This is a genomic window from Aeromicrobium sp. HA (assembly GCF_027171405.1).
GTDB classification, from domain to species: domain Bacteria; phylum Actinomycetota; class Actinomycetes; order Propionibacteriales; family Nocardioidaceae; genus Aeromicrobium; species Aeromicrobium tamlense.
In genome coordinates this window covers 1,951,618-1,967,722 of record NZ_CP114372.1, presented here as the reverse complement: position 1 = coordinate 1,967,722, position 16,105 = coordinate 1,951,618, and the positions used below count along the sequence as shown (strand labels likewise).

Below are 16,105 nucleotides of genomic sequence, written 5' to 3'. Positions count from 1 at the left end.
CTCCGCCCTCGGGCGGTTGCTCTCAGACGTCGGCGAAGAGCGCGTCCATCGGGACCAGGTCCACCGCGCCCACGGCGTAGCGGGCCAGGATCACCTCGGCGACCTCGTCGGCGACACCGAGCGGCTCGGCGACCGCCACGGCGCCGGCCTCGAGCGCGAGCTCCCTGGCGCGGTCGGGCAGGACGCCCGGCGCCAGGAACAGCATGCCCACGGCGATGTGACGTCGACCGTCCGCGCGGTGCGCGCGCACGGCCTCGCTGGCCGCCGGCGGGACGCTCGAGGCGAACGCGGCGATCGTGGGCAGCTTGTGGTGCGCACCCCACGCGCGGGCGGCGCGGGAGATCATCGCGTTGGCCATCGGGTCGGACGAGCCGGCGCCGGTCAGCACGAGCGCGTCGAGCTCACGCACGCGGTTCTCGCGCAGCGCCTCGCGCAGGCGACGGTCGAGGACGTTGAGGAACGTGCCCTCGATGCCCAGGACCTTCGTCACCTCGATGCGGACGTCGTGCTTCGCCGAGGCGGCCTTCGCGACCTCCGGGACGTCGACCTTGGCGTGGTACGCCTCGGTCAGCAGCAGCGGCACGACGACGATCTCGCCGAAGCCCTCCGCGGCCAGCTGCTCGACGACCTCGTCGAAGCTCGGGCCGCACAGGTCCAGGAACGCCGTCTCCACGCGCAGGTCGGGGCGCATGCACGCCACCACCTCCGTGAGGGCGTTGATGGTCTCGGCCGATCGCGGATCGCGGCTGCCATGGGCCAGGGCGATCAGTGCGGGTGCGGTCATCGTGCATTCCTCCCTTCCTGCGGTGCTGTGCTGGTGATGTCGGTGCGGGCCAGGTGGCCCAGGAACTTGAGTCGGAACGCGCGCAGACAGCTGCGGCACTCCCACTCGCCGTGCGTCTCGCCGTGAGGACGCAGGTCCTCGTCGGCGCAGTACGGGCACGAATAGGGGACGAGGCGTTCACTCATCGCGACACCGCCTCGAAGAAGCAACGGTCCGGCGATGTCGCGACTCGTGATGCTGAACGGTTCGCTCGCTGGCCCTCGCTCATCGCAAGACCTCCTCGTCGGCCCGGGCGACCCACGCGGCGAAGGACTCGCCGTCCTCGCGGTTCGCCAGGTAGGTGCGCGAGAGCTTCTCGACGTAGTCGGGCAGCTCGTCGCCGGTGACCTTGTGGGCGCGCAGCTTGCGGCCGAACCCGGCGTCGAGGCCGAGCGCGCCGCCGAGGTGGACCTGGAAGCCCTCGACCTGCTGGCCGTCCTCGTTCAGGACGAGCTGGCCCTTGAGGCCGATGTCGGCGGTCTGGATCCGTGCGCAGGAGTTCGGGCAGCCGTTGACGTTGACCGTGATCGGCGTGTCGAGCTCGGGGACGCGCTGCTCCAGCTCGTCGATGAGCGCCGCGGCGCGGTCCTTGGTGTTGACGATCGCGAGCTTGCAGTACTCGATGCCGGTGCAGGCCATCGTGTGCTGGCGCCACTGCGACGGACGCGCGTGCAGGCCGAGCTCGGCGAGCGCCGCGACGAGCGACTCGACGCGGTCCTCCTCGACGTCGAGGACGACGATCTTCTGCATCGGCGTCAGCGCGACGCGGGCGGAGCCGTGGGCCTCGACGACGTCGGCGAGCCGCTGGAGCAGCGGACCGGAGATGCGTCCCACCGTGGTGGCGGCGCCGACGTAGAAGCGTCCGTCGACCTGGCGGTGCACGCCCACGTGGTCGACCGGGGTGTCGGGGACCGGGGGAGCGTCCAGGTCGACCAGCGGGCGCCCGAGGTACTTCGTCTCGAGGACCTCGCGGAACTTCTCGATGCCCCAGTCCTGGACGAGGAACTTCAGTCGGGCACGCGAGCGCAGCCGGCGGTAGCCGTAGTCGCGGAAGATGCTGACGACGCCCTCCCACACCTCGGGAACCTCGTCGAGCGGCACCCACGCGCCCAGGCGCAGGGCCAGGTGCGGGTTGGTGGACAGGCCGCCGCCGACCCAGACGTCGAAGCCGGGCCCGTGCTCGGGGTGGACCGCGCCGACGAACGCGACGTCGTTGATCTGCGGGACGACGTCGTGGCCGGGGTGGCCGCTGATCGCGGTCTTGAACTTGCGGGGCAGGTTCGAGAAGGCCTGGTCGCCGATGTAGCGGCTCTCGATCGCGTCGATCGCGGGACGGCCGTCGATCAGCTCGTCCGCCGAGACGCCGGCGACCGGGCTGCCCATGATGACGCGGGGGCAGTCGCCGCAGGCCTCCTGCGTGGACAGGCCGACCGACTCGAGTCGCTGCCAGATCGTGGGGACGTCGCGGACGTCGATCCAGTGGAACTGGATGTTCTGGCGGTCGGTGACGTCGGCCGAGCCGCGGCCGAAGTCGACCGAGACGTCGGCGATCGCGCGCAGCTGCTCGAGCGAGAGCTGACCGCCGTCGATGCGCACGCGCATCATGAAGTAGGAGTCGTCGAGCTCCTCGGGCTCGAGCGTGGCGGTCTTGCCGCCGTCGATGCCGGCCTTGCGCTGGGTGTAGAGGCCCCACCAGCGGAACCGGCCGCGCAGGTCGCCGCCGTCGATGCTCTCGAAGCCCCGGTGCGCGTAGATGTTCTCGATGCGGGCGCGCACGTTGAGCGGGTTGTCGTCCTTCTTGGACTGCTCGTTGGCGTTGAGGGGCTCGCGGTAGCCCAGGGCCCACTGGCCCTCGCCCTTACGGCGGCGGGGACGTGCGGGTGCTGCGGGGGAGGAGGACATCGTTGCTCTCTGTCGCGGTGCGGGTGCGCGGGCGTCGTCGCCTCGGCGCTGAGGACTGCGGGGTGGGGCAGATCAACGACACATCATGGAGCGCGCACGACCGAGGTCGACGTGGAGTCGTTCCACGAGCCAGGTGGTCTGTGCGGCGAGCATGCAGACAGTCTGTCCAGTGAGACGGTGGTCCAACAAACGGACGTCTCAAATGATGGAACCATCGTCCGCATGGCGAGACTCGCGAAAGCGAAGCACCGAATTTCCAGGCTGAATTGATGTCGCGATTCAGCCGAGCCTGCGCGTGACGCACGTCTCTCTCTAGCCCACGGTACCGCGAGGCGGGCGCAAGGTGCTGAGCGAACATTGCACGGGTGCTATGGACAGGCATAGCACGCGTGCGATACGGTCCCGGCATGCGAGGACCGATCGAGCACGACGACTTCTACGAGGGCATCGCCCGACAGGTGGTCGAGCAGCGCACCGTGCGCCGCCTGTCCCAGCGCGAGCTGGCCGACCTGTGCGGCACCACCCAGTCGGCGATCGCCCGCTTCGAGACCGGCTCACGGCCGCCGAAGCTCGACACCCTGCTGCGGATCGCCGCGGCCCTCGACTGCGAGCTGGACGTCACGTTCCGCCCGCGCACCCGTCCCATGAAGGAGTCCCGATGAGCACCCGCGTCAACACCGAGGAGATCGAGTCCACGCGCAGTGAGCGGCTGCTGGCGGTCCTGCTCGCGGCCTTCCTGCTGGTCGGCACGGTGTGGTTCTACGTGAAGGTCCCGGCGTGGGTCGACGACGCGATGCCGTCGGTCGACGACTCCGCGGTGGTCCGGGCCGAGGACCGGCAGCAGGAGACGGCCGACGCCCGCTGGGACGCCGAGACCGCCCGCGACGAGGCGCTCGTCCAGCTCGACCTCGAGCGTGAGGAGTACAAGGTCGCCCTGCAGGAAGGTGAGGGCGTGCAGGCCGCGCGTGCCGAGTACGAGCAGGCCCAGGGCGAGTACGAGCGCGCTGACGCCGCCCTGACGACGGCCACCGAGCAGGCGAGCACGGCCGAGAAGGCCGCCGTCGAGGCACGCGAGGACTACGACCGGGAGAACCGCTCCGGGCTCAAGGCGTGGCTGGTCGCGGGCATCCGCCTCGCGTTCGTCGCGGCCTGGACCGTCGGCGCCTACCAGCTGATGGCGCGGCTGCGGCGGCGCGACTCGCGCTATCTCACCCTGGCGTTCGCGGGCGCCGCCGTCGGCGCGGTGATGGCGCTGGTCTTCGCGATCGACTACGTCACCGACTACATCGACCCGCTCGATCTCGGGCCGTTCGTGCTGTCGGCCCTCGGCGTCGCGGCCACGGTGGTGGCGTTCCGTGTCCTGCAGAGGTACCTCGCGGCGCGGCTGCCCGGGCGGCGGGTGCGCAAGGGCGAGTGCCCGTTCTGCGGCTTCCCGCACCAGGACGCCGGGATGCCGGGCGCCCACTGTGCCGGCTGCGGCCGCGAGGTCGTGGGCGAGTGCTCCACGTGCGGGGCACCCCGCCGCGTCGGCTCGCCGCACTGCGTGTCGTGCGGGGCCGCCTGATCAGGCCAGGCGGCTCACGGTGACCCACGCGGAGGCGCCGGACAGGACCTCCAGCTCGGCAGGCGTCAGCTCGATCGCCGAGTCGGCGCTGCCGGCGGCGGGGAACACCGTGTCGAAGCGCTTCAACGACGTGTCGAGGAACACGGTGGCGCTCTCGGGGTTCGCGAACGGGCAGACGCCGCCCACGGGGTGACCCGTGAGCGCCTCGACCTCGTCGGCCTTGAGCATCGTGGCCTTGCGGCCGAAGCGGGCCTTGAACGCGGCGTTGTCGGTGCGGGCGTCCCCGGCCATCACGACCAGGATGCAGGTCTCGGGGGAGTCGCCGCGGAAGGACAGGGTCTTGGCGATCCGGGCCGGCTCGACGCCGAACGCCGCGGCGGCCTCGGCCACGGTGGCACTGGATCCGTCGGTGCGGCGGATGTCGCCGCCGCGGCCGTGCTCGCTCAGGAACTCCTGCACGCTCTCGATCGACATGGGTCGATCCTGCCCGACGGCGTCAGACGCGGGGGAAGCGGTCGGCGAGGTCGGAGTTCTGCAGGACCTGGTCGCGCAGGAAGCGGCTGCCGTCGTTGTTGGGGTGGATGCCGTCGGGTGCCTGGGCCAGGGTCAGGGACTCGGTGTCCACCCACGAGAAGCCGTAGCGCTCGGCCGCGGCCTGCACGATCGGGCGGATGATGCGGCCCTTACGCGCTTTCGTGGTGCCCCAGGGCGTCATGACGTAGACCTCGGCGCGGGGATGACCGAGCTCGTCCCAGACGCCGGCGAGCTCGGCGAAGAAGCCGTCGGTCGCCCGCTCGATCTCGGTGCGGGTGGCCTCCACGACGCGACCGTCGCGCGTGCAGCGGCGCCAGTCGTTGCGGCCGCCCTCGATCATGAGGATGCGCGGGTCGACGGCGCGCACGGTGTCGAGGCGGGCCTTGAAGCGGGTGTGCGCGCAGCTGCTGCTGCGCGAGAGGAAGCCGGTGCCGCCCATCGCGTCGAGCTGCGGCTCGAGGCCCAGGTCGGTGGCGAGCATGGCCCACCAGCCGGGATAGCGGCTGTGGCGGTCGCCGTAGTAGGAGGAGTACGAGTCGCCGATGACGAGCATCGTCTCGGGCTGCGCCGGCACGGTGACCGGGGCGACTGTCGGGCTGGCCGCGGGCGTCGTGGACGGCGAGGCCGCTCCGGCGCCGGTGACGAGGGCGATCAGGGTGCCGGCGATGGCCAGGGCCACGAGTCCGAGGCGCCGCCAGGGCAAGTGAGCACGGCTCGTCACGCCGGTTCCTCCGAGGGTTCGTCACTGCTGAGTCAGTAGAAGATAGCGCGCCCGCCACGTCCGATCGTGCCTCGGCACGCGGGAGTGAGACGGCGTGTCGTCACTGGGGGGCCGGATCCGGGACGAGGTCACGAAAGGGCCTCGGAGATTGTCACATGCCGCGGGCTCCGTCCCCGAATCGCGACGGGGTCAGTGCCAGCTGAACCGTTGCACCAGCACGTCGACCCGCGTGAGCCGTGACAGCGCCGTGAGGAGACCGAAGCCGAGCAGCGCTCCCACGACGTTGAAGAGGAGGTCGTTCACGTCGGCGACGTGGCCGCCGTGGAAGAGGTGCGCCGCGACGTACTGGGACACCTCGATCGCGAGGCTGAACGCCGCTCCCACGACCAGGACGCGCCGCCAGGACGTACCCGCCACGAGCAGCGGGACGAGCACCCCGACCGGCAGGAACACGACGATGTTCATCACCGCGTCGGCGAGCTCGTAGTCCACGAGGGGCACGGTGGACAGCGACGCGTGCCAGGGGCGGTCGCCGCCGGGCATGTCCAGGTAGATCGGGAACACGGTGTTCGCCACGACTCCGGCGGCGTAGACGCAGAGCACGAGCGCGACCGACGCCCGCGGCGCCGTGAGCTGCTCCCGACGGTGCAGGACCCACAGCAGGACGAGGAGGACGACAGCCGCGAGGGGCACGACCACGGGCATCACGGGGACCTCGCCGAACACTCGGTGTCGCTCCTCCCGTGGGGACCAGCCCCGAACATGCGAGAACCCCCGGTCTCCCGGGGGTTCTCAGTGGGTGGGCGATACTGGGTTTGAACCAGTGACCTCTTCCGTGTCAGGGAAGCGCGCTACCGCTGCGCCAATCGCCCGTGGTGATGCAGTTTTCAGCGAGGTGGGTACGGGATTTGAACCCGTGTAAACGGATTTGCAGTCCGTTGCCTCGCCTCTCGGCCAACCCACCGCAGATGGGTCCGGCGAGACCCTCTCCGAGCGGATGACGGGATTCGAACCCGCGACCCTCACCTTGGCAAGGTGATGCTCTACCACTGAGCCACATCCGCGCTGGCCGCGTTACCGGCCGAGAAGAAACATTAGCCGATGGTCGTGGCGCACTCAAAACCGGGTCGGCCTACAGTCGAGTCATGAAGGCGTGGATCAACGGCGAGCTGCTGGAATCACCGGACGAACCGGTCCTGAGTGTGCTCGATCACGGGCTCGTCGTGGGCGACGGAGTGTTCGAGACGGCCGCCGTGATCGACGGCGAGCCGTTCGCGATCACGCGTCACCTCGACCGCCTGGTGACGTCCGCCGAAGGTCTCGGGATCGGCCGACCCGACGTCGGGGCGCTCCGCGAGGGGATCACGGCGACGATGGACGGCCAGGAGCTCGCGTTCGGACGCATCCGCATCACGGTGACCTCGGGGAGGGGGCCGCTGGGCTCGCCGCGGGGGAGCAGTGGCCTCACGCACGTCGTGGTCACCGAGCCGGCCGAGCGCCCGCCCGCCGTCAGCCGGATCGCGACCGTGCCGTGGACGCGCAACGAGCGGAGCGCGCTGGCCGGACTCAAGACCACGTCGTACGCCGAGAACGCCAAGATGGTCGAGTACGCGAAGGCGCGCGGCGCCTCGGAGGCCGTCATGGCGAACACGCGCGGCCACCTCTGCGAAGGCACCGGCTCGAACGTGATGTACGTGCTGGACGGGCAGGTCGTCACGCCGACCCTGCACTCGGGCTGTCTCGCCGGAATCACGCGTGCGCTGGCCATCGAGTGGCTCTCCGGCGAGCTGGACGTGGTCGAGCGCGACGCGCCGCTGGAGGTCCTCTTCGACGCCGACGAGGTGATGCTCGTGGGGACCACACGCACGATCCAGGCGATCAGTCACGTGGACGACCGCGAACTGCCCGCGCCCGGCCCGATCACCCGGCGCGCGCAGGAGATCTGGCGTGCCCGGGAGGCCGAGTCGACCGACCCGTGACGACGCCCTGAGTCGGTGTCGGTGGTCGTCCCTAGTGTCGATTCCATGACCTCGACGACCGCCGGCGACGCCGTGATCGCACGCCTGCGCGACGCCGCGCAGACCCTGCGGTCGGTCTCGTCGTCCGCGCTCGACGAGGTGCGCGCGATGGTCGCGGCGCGCGACGCGCTCGACGCGGCGATCTCCGAGTCGCTGCTCGCGATCGAGGAGACGGGCGTCCATCGCGAGGAGGACGCGTCCACGGTGCAGACCTGGGCGCGACGCGAGGTGCGTCTCGACGCCGCCGAGACCCGCTTGCGGTTGCGCTCGGCGCGGGCGATGCGACGGCTGCCGGCGATGGCCGAGGCCCACCGTCAGGGCCGGATCTCGGCCGAACACGCCAAGGCGTTCGACTTCGCGCTGCGGCACGTGGGGGAGCCCGAGACGGTCGAGCTCGAGCCGGCACTGCTCGACGTGGCCCTCGTGGCCGAGCCCACCGAGCTGCGCCGGGTGGCACGCCGGTTCAAGGACGTCATGCACCCCGAGGCGCTCGACGAGGCCTGGCTGCGCGGTATGGACCGACGTGACCTGCAGCTGCACCGGTTCGAGGACGGCTGGCACGTGAACGGCTTCCTGCCGATCCAGACCGGTGCACGCCTCCAGGCCTTCCTCACGGCCGCCTCCGCGCCCGGAGAGGCCTGCGACGAGCGCACGGCCGCGCAGCGGCGCGTCGATGCGCTCGACGACCTCCTTGACCGTGTCCTCGCCGAGGGCCTGCCCACGGACGGCACCGTGGCGCCCCAGCTGCACGTCATCGTCGAGGCCGGGACGCTGCGCGAGGCGCTGGCTCCGGGCGCGCAATCGTCCTTCGAGGCCGGCGAGCCCGCCGTGCTGGTCGGCTTCGGGATGATCGGCCGGAACCTGCTGCGCCATCTCGCGTGCGGCGCCACCCTCACGCCCGTGCTCGTCGAGCGGATCGAGCCGAACCTGAAGATCCTTGACGTCGGCCGGGCCGAACGTCTCGCCACCCGGAAGCAGCGGCAGGCGATCTGGCTCCGGCAGGGCGGGGAGTGCGCCACCGAGGGGTGCCGGAACCCGATCGACCACGTCCACCACGAGATCCCGTGGTCGCTCGGCGGACCCACGGACCTCGGCGTCATGACCGGACGCTGCGCCGTCTGCCACACCCACGTTCACTCGCGCGACGGCACGATTCGGGCGGTGGCGTAGGGACGAGGGGCATCGGGGATGCCCCCGTTCGTGCTGCGCCGGGGGTGTGCGTTAGTCTGGTCGTCGCACTCGGGCGATTGGCGCAGTGGTAGCGCGCTTCGTTCACACCGAAGAGGTCACTGGTTCGAACCCAGTATCGCCCACCCGAGGAAAGCCCCGGAACCGCAACGGTTCCGGGGCTCTCGGCATTGCTGGGTCCTCACCTCGTGCTCGCACGTCCGATTCCTGAGAAAAAACCTATTCACGTTGCTTGCCACATGAATAAGTTACGTAGTACGGTCGGACTACTCACCGAGTTGTGCACCCAGCTCGCGTCAGTACACACCCCTGGGGAAGGGGCAGTTCCATGGTCAACATCAAGAGGCTTCCGTCGCCCATCATCGAGTCCTACGAATGGCAGTGGGAGGGCGCCTGCATGGGTGCCGACTCCTCGGTCTTCTTCTCGCCCGAGGCCGAGCGTGGGATGAAGCGGCACCGCCGTGAGGAGAACGCCAAGGCCGTCTGCGCCACGTGCCCGGTCATCGACCGGTGCCGTGAGCACGCGCTCGCGGTCCAGGAGCCGTACGGCGTCTGGGGCGGTCTCACCGAGTCCGAGCGCACCGAGATCCTCGCGGGCCGTCAGGTGGCCGTCGGCTGAGACCGACCCGGGTGCGGGCGGCGTGACCGGCGCCCGCATGGCCCATCGGGGTCATCTCTGCTGAATCCGCGGTCACGGCACCTGTCGTGATGCGAGCATCCACGCATGAAAGACCTGGTCAAGCGGCTCGCGGCCTGGATGGCCGCGAGCTCGCAGGACGCATCGCTGGTGTGCGGCACCGAGGGCTGCAACGGTGATGCGCGGTACTCGCCTCCCAGTCGGGGTCACGTCAAGACCTGCCTGTGGGTGGGCGACTTCTGAGGCGCCGATCACCCGTGAAGCACGTCGTCGTCGCGATCGCCGCCGCGGTCGCTCTCTCGCTCCTGCCCGGCGTCGCCCACGCGGCCACCTCGGTCGAGGTGGCCCGCGGTGCGCCGCCCTGCGAGCCCGAGTCTCGCACCGCCCGACCGATGTCGAAGTCCGCTCCGGCGACCTACCGACGCGCCGGGGCCTGGACGTACGGCGACTCGATCACGTTTCAGTCGCGGCAGCACCTGCGGCGGATCGTCACCGTCCGCACCGCCGTGGACGCGCACTGGGGCCGTGACACCGAGAGCGCGGTCGACGCGCTGGCGGCCGACGTGCGCCGGCACGGCGCTCCTCCGGTCGTCGTCATGGCGGTCGGCACCAATGACCTGAAGGACGTTCGCGCCTTTCGCGCCCAGGTGGTCCGGACGCGCCAGCTGCTGCCGCGACGCACGCGCCTGGTGTGGGTGGACGTCTACGCCGACGCCGTGACGGGGCACGACGCGGCGAACCGCGCCCTGCGCAGCGTTCGGGGCATCGAGGTGCTCGAGTGGTCGCGACAGAACACCCGGCGGCTGCGCGACGGCCGGTCCCGCCTGCTAGGCGACGGCATCCACGTCAACGCGCGGGGCTGCGAGATCCGCAACGACCTGATCGGCACGGCGCTGACCCGGGCCGCGCGTCGTTGACGCCCCGCGGGGCTCAGGCCAGGACGCCGACGAGCAGCGCGACGATGCCGAGCACGGGAAGCGTGCCCTGGGTGATCGCGGCGCGGGCCTTGCTCCGGTCCGAGAGCAGCAGGACGAGCGCGGCGGCGGCCATGGAGCCGATGCCGGCGAGCACGAGCGCCACGCCGGCGTCGTCCTCGTTCGACAGGACGAGGGCGATGCCGATGCCCGTGACGATGGCGAGGAACAGGTTGTAGAAGCCTTGGTTGTAGGCCATCTGCTTCGTCGCCTCGGCCTCCTGGGCGCTGAGTCCGAACGTGGCGCGGGTCCGCGGACTCGTCCAGGTGACGGACTCCATCACGAAGATGTACACGTGCAGCAGGGCGGCGAGCCCCGCGAGGACCAGACCGATCGTGACCATGGCCCGATCCTGCCCTGCAAAGGGCCCGAGCGCACGCACCGGCGTGCCGCGGTTGGGGGCGGCGCTTAGACTCGCCTCACTCTGATGGACGACGCCGTCGTCCGCCGTCGACCCGAGAGAGACATGGACATACACAGTACGAGCCCCCTGCCTGCACCTGAGGAAGACGCGGACGGGGGGAATGAGAACTGATGTGGGCGCTGACACTGCTGCTCGGCGTCGTGGTGGTCCTGGCGATCACCGCCGTCACCGGGTACTTCGTGGCGCAGGAGTTCGCCTACATGGCGGTCGACCGCGCTCGGCTCGGCGCCCTGGCCGAGAAGGGTGACCAACGGGCCCGGCGTGCGCTGGCCGTGACGCGCCGCACGTCCTTCATGCTGTCGGGTGCCCAGCTGGGCATCACCGTCACCGGACTGCTGGTCGGCTACGTCGCCGAGCCGCTGATCGGCGAGTCGCTCGGCACCGCCCTCGGAGGCGTGGACGTCCCCACGGGCGTCGGGATCGCGATCGGCACGGTCGTCGCGCTGCTGCTGTCGACGTTCGTCCAGATGGTCTTCGGCGAGCTGTTCCCGAAGAACCTCGCGATCGCGCGGCCGGAGCCGGTCTCGCTGTGGCTGGCCCGCTCGACGACGATCTACCTCGCAGCGTTCGGCTGGCTGATCACGCTGTTCGACGCCGCCTCGAACGCGCTCCTGCGTGCGCTGCGCATCGAGCCGGTGCACGACGTCGAGCACGCGGCCACGCCGCGCGACCTCGAGCACATCGTCGAGCAGTCCGAGCGCAGCGGCGATCTCCCGCACGAGCTGTCGACGCTGCTCGACCGCGTGCTCGACTTCCCGCAGGCCGACGTGGAGCACGCCATGATCCCGCGCTCGCGCGTCGACGTGCTGCGCCCCGACGCGGGGCTCGACGAGATCCGCACGGTCATGGCCGAGGGTCACTCGCGCTACCCGGTGCTGAGCGAGGACGACGAGGTGCTGGGCGTCGTCCAGCTCGCGGACGTGCTCGAGGCCGACGTCAGGTCGGCCGAGCCCACCGCGGCCGACCTGCTGCGACCAGCGCTCATCCTGCCCACGACGATGGCGCTGCCCGCCGCGCTCCAGGCCCTGACCGGCGAGCGGCAGCAACTGGCCTGCGTGGTCGACGAGTACGGCGGATTCGCCGGTGTGCTCACCGTGGAGGACCTGGCCGAGGAGCTGGTCGGCGAGATCACCGATGAGCACGATCCCGACGACCCGACGGCCGAGCCACAGCCCGACGACGGCAGCTGGGTGATGGGCGGCGACGTCCACATCGACGAGGTGGAGCGCGCGATCGGTCACGAGCTGCCGCCCGGCGACTACGAGACCATCGCCGGCTTCGTCATCGCCCACCACGGCGCCCTGCCCGAGCTCGGCTCGACCGTCGAGGTCGAGCTGCCGCTGCGCCCGTCCGACCTCGTCGGCGCCGAGGACGTCGCGCCGCCGCTGCTGCGCGTGGAGGTGCTCGCGATCGAGCGGCACGTCCCGGCGCTCGTCCGCGTCACCACCCCCGTCGACGACCAGGCCGAGGAGGCCCTCCGATGAGCAACCCCTGGCTGATCGTCGGCGCGACCGTCGCGCTCATCACCCTCAGCGCGTTCTTCGTGGCCGTGGAGTTCGCGCTCCTGGCCGCCAAGCGGCACCGTCTCGAGGACGCCGCCAGCACGAGCCGCTCCGCCCGGGCGGCCCTGCGCAGCTCGAGCGAGCTGACCCTGCTGCTGGCGGGGTCCCAGCTGGGCATCACCGCCTGCACGCTGGCGCTCGGTGCCATCACGAAGCCGGCGGTCCACCACTGGCTGACTCCGTGGTTCGAGACCTGGGGGATGGCCCTGTGGGTCGCCGACGTCGCGGGCTTCGTCCTCGCGCTGATCATCGTCACGTTCCTGCACCTCGTGGTGGGCGAGATGGCGCCGAAGTCGTGGGCGATCGCCCACCCCGAGCTCTCGGCGACCGTCCTGGCGCTGCCGATGCGCGGCTTCATGTGGCTCACGCGTCCGCTGCTGCGGGGGCTGAACGAGCTGGCCAACCGGTGCCTGCGCCGCGTGGGCGTCGAGCCGACCAACGAGGTCGCCTCGGGGCAGACGAGCGACGACCTGCGTCACCTGGTCGCGCACTCCGCCACCGCGGGCACGCTCGATCCGGCCTACTCGAGCCAGCTCTCGGTGGCGCTCGAGCTCCAATCGCTGACGGTGGCCGAGCTGCTCGCAGCGGACTCGGAGCCCGTGGGCGTGCCCGCGGACGCGACCGTGGCCGACGTGCGCCGGGCGGCGCAGGAGTCCGGGCACCTGCGGATCCTGCTCCACCAGGAGGACGCGACGCACGGCTTCGTGCACGTGCGCGACACCCTGCTGCACGAGCCGGACGCCCCCGTGCGAGCGCTCGTCCGGCCGGTGCTCGCGCTCGACCCGACCACCCCGGTGTTCAGCGCACTCGCGTCGATGCGGGAGTCGCGCAGCCACCTCGCCGTCGTCGGCGCGCCGGGCACGAACGGGGTCCACGGCGTCATCACGATGACCGACGTCCTGGACCGGCTGTTCCCCACGCCGACGCAGGCCGTCTAGGCCGGCGCGGCACTGGGGCGTCGGGGAGACTGGGAGACTGGTTCGCGTGTACGTGAAGATCTGTGGACTCCGCACGGCCGAGCACGCGCGCGCGGCGGTGGACGCCGGCGCCGACGCGATCGGCGTCGTCATGAACGCGACGAGCCCGCGCCGGGCCACCGACGACGAGGCTCGCGCGGTGGTCGAGGCGTCGGGCGCCGCCGACACCGTGCTCGTGGTCAACGACCTCCCGTCGGCCGAGGCAGCGAGGACCGCGCAGCGGCTGGGCTTCGACGTCCTGCAGCTGCACGGGCGTGCCTACGGCGAGGCCGACTTCGCCGCGGCCCTCGCGGTCGTCCCGCGCGTGTGGCGGGCCACCTCGCTCGACCTCGACCCGCCGCTCGAGGTCGGGGCGTGGGGCGAGGAGGCCTTGCTGCTCGACGCGCCGAAGCCCGGCTCGGGCGAGCGCTGGGACCTGTCGGAGCTCGCCGAGCGCGCGCCCGACGGCCGGTGGCTGCTGGCCGGCGGACTCTCGCCGGCCAACGTCGCCGAGGCCGTGTCGGCGGTCCGTCCCGGTGGGGTGGACGTCTCGAGCGGCGTCGAGGTCGCGCCGGGGGAGAAGTCCTCCGACCTCATCCGCGCGTTCGTCGCGGCGGCGCGTCGGGGCTGACCCGGGCGGTCGGCCGGACCATTGCGGCCACGACCGCCGCGAGGGCGGCCACGACGAAGGTCGTCCGCGCGTCCGAGGCCTCGGCGACCGCGCCGAGGGCCGACGAGCCCGCGGCCTGCCCGAGGGCGAGCACGAGGAACGCCCAGCCCACGCCTGCGGCGGGACTGCGGGGGTGCACGCGCGTGGCCCACACCAGCAGCAGGCCGGTGACGGCGATGTAGGCGGCGCCGAAGGACGCGGCGGCCACCGAAGCGGTCGCGAGCCGGCCCGGCGCGACGGCCAGCAGTGCCGTGGCGCCGGCGAGGAGGAGCGTCGCACCGGACCACGCCGCGGGGATCCCGAGTCGTGCGGCGAGATCGCCGGCGCCGGCGCCCAGGACGCCCAGGGCGCCGAGCAGGATCCACGCGACGGTGGACCCCTGCTCGTCGAGCCCCTCGGCGACCATGAGGTCGCGACCAAACGTCCAGACGGCGGCGCTCGCGGCCCCGGCGAGGACTGCGGCCACCGTGAGGTGCAGGCTCCCCGGCGGGAAGAAGGGCCGCGGCAGCAGTCCGGCCGGCGGAGCGTCACCGCGGTCGCCCGGGACCCGGACGGCGGCCCAGAGCGTCGCGAGCGAGGCGAGGATCGCGAAGGACAGCCAGGCCTCGCGCCACTCGTCGCGGGTCAGCAGGGCGATCGGGCCGGCGATGGCGACCCCCACGCCGGTGCCGGCGTTGACGACCGTCTGGACGCGCCCCTGTCGCTCCGAGGCCACCCGGTGCGCCACCGCGTGGGCGAGAGCGGGGGACACCAGTCCGGTGCTCGCCCCGCCCAGCAGGACGCCGAGCACCAGCGCGGGTGTGCTGCCGGCGAGCGCGATCGTCAACGTGCCCGCCGTCGCGAAGGCGCCGGCGGTCACCGCCACCCCCCGGGCGCCGAGCCGCGGCGTGAGCACCGACGCGGCGAGCACCGCCACGCAGTAGACGACGTACCCGCCGGACGCGATGACTCCGGTGGCGGTCGCGTCGAGGGAGAACTCGTCGCGGAACGAGGGCACGAACAGGCCGTACGCGAACCGGGCGAGCCCGTAGCAGGCACCGATCAGGCACAGGCCGGCTGCGCTCAGTGCCAGCTCCTCGCGACGGGTCATCGGGCTCCTCACTTCACAGATCTGTGAATACGTCTCGACGCTACTACACTGATCGGTGAACAGCAGGGGAGCGAGCATGGACGCGATGACCACCGACGAGGGCGAGCTGGTCCTGCCCGACCTCACGCCCGCGGCCGGGCGCATCCTCGACGCGGCCGCCGAGCTCTTCTACCTCCACGGGATCCACGCCGTGGGGGTCGACACGATCGCCGACGCGTCGGGTGTCACCAAGCGCACGCTCTACGACCGGTTCGGCTCCAAGGACGTGCTCGTGGCCACGTATCTGCGCGCCCGGCATGCCGCGTGGTGGGCACGTCTCGACGAGCGACTGGCGGAGGCACCGGAACCGCGCGCCCTGGCGGTCTTCGACGCTTACGCGCAGGACGCGCCGTCGGTCGAGCGAGGGTGTGCGTTCCTCAACGCCGCGGGCGAGCTGCCGGCGGGCCACCCGGCGCACGCCGTGATCCGTGCGCACAAGCACGCGGTGCGGGTGCGCCTGGAGGAGCTCATGCGGGCCGATCGGCCGGACCTCGACGCGGCCGCGACGGCCGAGCACCTGTTCCTGCTCCTGGAGGGCGGCGTCGCGCAGCGCGGGATCGACGGCGACGCGCGCCTCATGCGCTCGGCGCGCGAGCTGGCGGCTCGTCTCCTGGGCTGACCGGAGGGAAGCCGCCGAGCCGCACGAGGTTCCCGTGTGGATCGATGACGTGGAACTCCGTGGCTCCCCACGGCTCGTTCCGTGGCTCGCTCAGGACCGACGGGGCGGTCACCTCCACCCCGCTCCAGGCCGCGTGACAGGCCCGAGCGGCGTCCGGATCGGCGAAGCGGACGTAGCAGGCCACGTCGTTCGTCCACCGGTCCACGGCGAGGTCGCGCCAGAAGTGCAGCTCGATCCCGAGGTCCTCGTGACGCAGGACGAGGTACTCGTCCCACCGGCCCCGCTCGACGAAGCCGAGGTCACGCCAGAACGTCGCGGTGGTGTCGAAGTCCGCGCTGGGCAGGATCGGGATGGTCTCCGGCATGGGTCGAGTATCGCCTTCGG

20 protein-coding genes and 4 tRNA genes are annotated in these 16,105 nt (G+C 71.7%); 12 read left to right on the top strand and 12 right to left on the bottom strand.

Features of this window, described 5'->3' with window-relative positions:
- Positions 1–22: 22 nt before the first annotated feature.
- The 3 genes from O3S82_RS09720 to O3S82_RS09710 form a co-directional block, all read right to left on the bottom strand.
- Positions 23–784, bottom strand: a complete 762-nt coding sequence (locus tag O3S82_RS09720) for a sirohydrochlorin chelatase (protein ID WP_179424202.1) — start codon at positions 782–784, stop codon at positions 23–25.
- Positions 781–969 carry a hypothetical protein gene (locus O3S82_RS09715; RefSeq protein WP_179424203.1) on the bottom strand — a complete coding sequence of 63 codons (189 nt, stop codon included), beginning with the start codon at positions 967–969 and terminating at the stop codon, positions 781–783. Before O3S82_RS09715 ends, O3S82_RS09720 begins: the two co-directional genes overlap by 4 nt.
- 79 nt (positions 970–1,048) lie before the next feature.
- The gene (locus O3S82_RS09710) at positions 1,049–2,725 is read right to left on the bottom strand and encodes a nitrite/sulfite reductase (protein ID WP_269302481.1); all 1,677 of its coding nucleotides are present in this window, start codon (positions 2,723–2,725) and stop codon (positions 1,049–1,051) included.
- Between the two features lie 407 nt (positions 2,726–3,132).
- On the opposite strand from O3S82_RS09710, the gene O3S82_RS09705 reads away from it, so the two are divergent.
- Both O3S82_RS09705 and O3S82_RS09700 read left to right on the top strand, forming a co-directional pair.
- Entirely contained in the window at positions 3,133–3,387 is a 255-nt protein-coding gene (locus O3S82_RS09705; RefSeq protein WP_179424205.1) for a helix-turn-helix domain-containing protein, read from the top strand.
- The gene (locus O3S82_RS09700; RefSeq protein ID WP_269302480.1) at positions 3,384–4,289 is read left to right on the top strand and encodes a hypothetical protein; all 906 of its coding nucleotides are present in this window, start codon (positions 3,384–3,386) and stop codon (positions 4,287–4,289) included. Before O3S82_RS09705 ends, O3S82_RS09700 begins: the two co-directional genes overlap by 4 nt.
- Here O3S82_RS09700 and O3S82_RS09695 read toward each other — a convergent pair whose 3' ends face one another.
- The 6 genes from O3S82_RS09695 to O3S82_RS09670 form a co-directional block, all read right to left on the bottom strand.
- Positions 4,290–4,763 carry a YbaK/EbsC family protein gene (locus tag O3S82_RS09695; RefSeq protein ID WP_269302478.1) on the bottom strand — a complete coding sequence of 158 codons (474 nt, stop codon included), beginning with the start codon at positions 4,761–4,763 and terminating at the stop codon, positions 4,290–4,292.
- Positions 4,764–4,785: 22 nt separating this feature from the next.
- Entirely contained in the window at positions 4,786–5,526 is a 741-nt protein-coding gene (locus tag O3S82_RS09690; RefSeq protein WP_179424208.1) for an SGNH/GDSL hydrolase family protein, read from the bottom strand.
- Positions 5,527–5,733: 207 nt separating this feature from the next.
- Positions 5,734–6,249 (bottom strand): VanZ family protein, encoded by a 516-nt coding sequence (locus O3S82_RS09685; protein ID WP_269302476.1) that lies wholly within the window; start codon positions 6,247–6,249, stop codon positions 5,734–5,736.
- 95 nt (positions 6,250–6,344) lie between these two features.
- A tRNA-Val gene (locus O3S82_RS09680) sits at positions 6,345–6,416 on the bottom strand.
- Positions 6,417–6,437: 21 nt separating this feature from the next.
- Positions 6,438–6,508: transfer RNA gene (locus tag O3S82_RS09675), tRNA-Cys, on the bottom strand.
- 28 nt (positions 6,509–6,536) lie between these two features.
- Positions 6,537–6,608, bottom strand: a tRNA-Gly gene (locus O3S82_RS09670).
- 81 nt (positions 6,609–6,689) lie between these two features.
- Here O3S82_RS09670 and O3S82_RS09665 point away from each other — a divergent pair.
- From O3S82_RS09665 to O3S82_RS09640, 6 genes are all read left to right on the top strand, one after another.
- A complete protein-coding gene (locus O3S82_RS09665) occupies positions 6,690–7,523 on the top strand; it encodes an aminotransferase class IV (RefSeq protein WP_269302474.1) in 834 nt (277 codons plus the stop codon).
- 45 nt (positions 7,524–7,568) lie between these two features.
- Entirely contained in the window at positions 7,569–8,732 is a 1,164-nt protein-coding gene (locus O3S82_RS09660) for an HNH endonuclease (RefSeq protein WP_269302472.1), read from the top strand.
- Between the two features lie 71 nt (positions 8,733–8,803).
- Positions 8,804–8,875, top strand: a tRNA-Val gene (locus tag O3S82_RS09655).
- 203 nt (positions 8,876–9,078) lie between these two features.
- On the top strand, positions 9,079–9,369 hold the full coding sequence (locus O3S82_RS09650; RefSeq protein ID WP_179424212.1) for a WhiB family transcriptional regulator: 291 nt from the start codon (positions 9,079–9,081) through the stop codon (positions 9,367–9,369).
- Positions 9,370–9,474: 105 nt separating this feature from the next.
- Positions 9,475–9,630 carry a hypothetical protein gene (locus O3S82_RS09645; RefSeq protein WP_179424213.1) on the top strand — a complete coding sequence of 52 codons (156 nt, stop codon included), beginning with the start codon at positions 9,475–9,477 and terminating at the stop codon, positions 9,628–9,630.
- 14 nt (positions 9,631–9,644) lie between these two features.
- Positions 9,645–10,304, top strand: a complete 660-nt coding sequence (locus O3S82_RS09640) for a hypothetical protein (protein ID WP_179424214.1) — start codon at positions 9,645–9,647, stop codon at positions 10,302–10,304.
- A 13-nt stretch (positions 10,305–10,317) separates the two neighbouring features.
- Here the strand turns inward: O3S82_RS09640 and O3S82_RS09635 are convergent, their stop codons facing one another.
- A complete protein-coding gene (locus O3S82_RS09635) occupies positions 10,318–10,704 on the bottom strand; it encodes a DUF1304 domain-containing protein (RefSeq protein WP_179424215.1) in 387 nt (128 codons plus the stop codon).
- Positions 10,705–10,895: 191 nt separating this feature from the next.
- Here O3S82_RS09635 and O3S82_RS09630 point away from each other — a divergent pair, with 191 nt between their 5' ends.
- The 3 genes from O3S82_RS09630 to O3S82_RS09620 are packed head-to-tail and all read left to right on the top strand — an operon-like array spanning position 10,896 to position 13,934.
- The gene (locus O3S82_RS09630; RefSeq protein WP_269302468.1) at positions 10,896–12,269 is read left to right on the top strand and encodes a hemolysin family protein; all 1,374 of its coding nucleotides are present in this window, start codon (positions 10,896–10,898) and stop codon (positions 12,267–12,269) included.
- On the top strand, positions 12,266–13,285 hold the full coding sequence (locus O3S82_RS09625) for a hemolysin family protein (RefSeq protein ID WP_179424216.1): 1,020 nt from the start codon (positions 12,266–12,268) through the stop codon (positions 13,283–13,285). Before O3S82_RS09630 ends, O3S82_RS09625 begins: the two co-directional genes overlap by 4 nt.
- A 46-nt stretch (positions 13,286–13,331) precedes the next feature.
- Entirely contained in the window at positions 13,332–13,934 is a 603-nt protein-coding gene (locus O3S82_RS09620) for a phosphoribosylanthranilate isomerase (RefSeq protein WP_179424217.1), read from the top strand.
- On the opposite strand, the gene O3S82_RS09615 is transcribed toward O3S82_RS09620, so the two are convergent.
- Positions 13,897–15,063, bottom strand: a complete 1,167-nt coding sequence (locus tag O3S82_RS09615; RefSeq protein WP_269302465.1) for an MFS transporter — start codon at positions 15,061–15,063, stop codon at positions 13,897–13,899. The two genes, O3S82_RS09620 and O3S82_RS09615, sit on opposite strands and share 38 nt — an antisense overlap.
- Positions 15,064–15,139: 76 nt before the next feature.
- Here O3S82_RS09615 and O3S82_RS09610 point away from each other — a divergent pair, with 76 nt between their 5' ends.
- A complete protein-coding gene (locus O3S82_RS09610) occupies positions 15,140–15,721 on the top strand; it encodes a TetR/AcrR family transcriptional regulator (protein WP_269302463.1) in 582 nt (193 codons plus the stop codon).
- On the opposite strand, the gene O3S82_RS09605 is transcribed toward O3S82_RS09610, so the two are convergent.
- Positions 15,678–16,085 (bottom strand): bleomycin resistance protein, encoded by a 408-nt coding sequence (locus tag O3S82_RS09605; RefSeq protein ID WP_179424219.1) that lies wholly within the window; start codon positions 16,083–16,085, stop codon positions 15,678–15,680. The genes O3S82_RS09610 and O3S82_RS09605 overlap by 44 nt on opposite strands.
- Positions 16,086–16,105 lie beyond the last annotated feature (20 nt).